Origin of the sequence: Shewanella sp. SG41-4 (assembly GCF_014164505.1) — a bacterium.
Lineage (GTDB): Bacteria > Pseudomonadota > Gammaproteobacteria > Enterobacterales > Shewanellaceae > Shewanella.
On record NZ_JACJFI010000546.1, the window covers coordinates 1 to 1,634 of the forward strand.

Sequence of the window (1,634 nt, forward strand, 5' to 3'; positions counted from 1 at the left end):
GTTTTACAAGTAACTTCTCGGAATAAATGGTCTTAGTTCATATAGTGTTAAGCTCTAAGGCCAACAGCACTGGTTACCATTGGAACAAAACCAGGTAACGCTTCGATGCGAGCAAGCCAAGCATTAATATGTGGATAATTATCCAAAGAGACATTGCCCTCAGGTGCATGGGCGATATAGGCATAATTCGCAATATCCGCAATTGTTGGCTTATTACCAACTAACCATTTTTCCCCATTTAAATGTGCATCGATAAGAGCCAGTATGCTATGAGAAGCACTTATAGTGCTCACAGGATCCATTTTTGCACCAAATAGAGTAATTAGCCGTGCTGCAGCGGGTCCGGAAGCAACTCTACCGGCGGCAACAGATAAAAATCGTTGTACTTCTGCTGCGGCAACAAGATTTTCTGGGAACCAGTTGTTGGTGTCATCATATTTTTTAGCCAGATAGAATATGATTGCATTTGAATCACTTAATGTGACATCACCGTCAATTAAAACCGGCACTTGTCCGAAAGTGTTTTTGGCTAAAAAATCAGTGCTTTTTTGCGCGCCACTCATCAGATCCACATCGACAATATTAGCTTTTAATCCAAGAATAGATAAAAAAACCTCAACGCGATGTGCATGACCTGAAAGTGGGTGACGGTATAAAGTAATGTTAGACATGATTTTGCTCCTAGTTATGTATTTTATTGCTGTGTGATAAAGTTCAAATAGGCAACCTTTGTTGCTTATTCAGTGTTAAAATTTCTTCGAGTCCTCCCATAGATATCTCATCAATGAATACCTGTGGGAAATTTCTTGCTTTCGTACGGCAGCGTAACTCTTGCATTCGATTAGGTTCGGCATACACATCGTAATAGCGATACGCTACTTGCTTTGAGTCAAATAACCGTCTGACCATCGAACAGTAGGCGCAACCGGGTCTTCCATAAATCTCTACTCTTGTCATGCTGTGTGCTATCACTTCTCGTTCTCTGAGCTTGCTGTACCTTATGTTTTGTTAGTAGTCATTATCATTTAAGTTTAATTGTTGATAAATAGTGCTAACATAGAATCATTATCAATATCTTGTTGACAGTTATGAATTCTTTAGATGGTTTAAAAACGGTGATTGCCGTGGTTAAAACGGGCTCATTTACTACAGCAAGTGAACGGTTAATGATCTCAAAAGCATTAGTTAGTAAATATGTGGGTGAGGTCGAAGACAAACTTGGCGTGCGATTATTCAATAGAACCACTCGCCGTTTAGCCTTAACAGATGCTGGCAAAACTTATTACGAACGAGCACTGCCATTAATGAGGAATTACTGGACTCAGTAACGGGTGAGCAATCGGCACCTAAAGGAAAATTAAAGATCAGTGTTCCGGTGACGTTTGGCGAAATGCAACTATCACCTGTGATTAATAAATTTCTCACTACTTATCCAGATATACAAGTGAACATACAATTAACCGATAGGTGCATTGATATGCTTGAAGAAGGTGTTGACGTGGTTATTCGTATAGGTGGGGTTGATGATTCAAATATGGTCGCGCGCCAAATAAACACCTACCCATTAATACTCTGTGCTTCTCCAGCTTACCTTAACCAACATGGATACCCTAAAATACCGAACGACGTCACAG

General features: G+C 40.0%; 4 protein-coding genes. 2 read left to right on the forward strand and 2 right to left on the reverse strand.

The window, feature by feature from the left end; translation table 11 throughout:
• Nucleotides 1-47: 47 nt before the first annotated feature.
• Nucleotides 48-671 (reverse strand): glutathione S-transferase, encoded by a 624-nt coding sequence (locus H5202_RS22055; RefSeq protein WP_182773921.1) that lies wholly within the window; start codon nt 669-671, stop codon nt 48-50.
• 43 nt (nt 672-714) lie between these two features.
• Nucleotides 715-957 carry a glutaredoxin family protein gene (locus tag H5202_RS22060; protein ID WP_182773922.1) on the reverse strand — a complete coding sequence of 81 codons (243 nt, stop codon included), beginning with the start codon at nt 955-957 and terminating at the stop codon, nt 715-717.
• A 131-nt stretch (nt 958-1,088) separates the two neighbouring features.
• Between H5202_RS22060 and H5202_RS24460 the strand changes: the two genes are divergently transcribed.
• Entirely contained in the window at nt 1,089-1,328 is a 240-nt protein-coding gene (locus H5202_RS24460) for a LysR family transcriptional regulator (protein ID WP_259397439.1), read from the forward strand.
• Between the two features lie 62 nt (nt 1,329-1,390).
• Nucleotides 1,391-1,634, forward strand: a 244-nt coding sequence (locus tag H5202_RS24465; protein WP_259397440.1) for a LysR substrate-binding domain-containing protein, incomplete at its 3' end; no start/stop codon positions are given.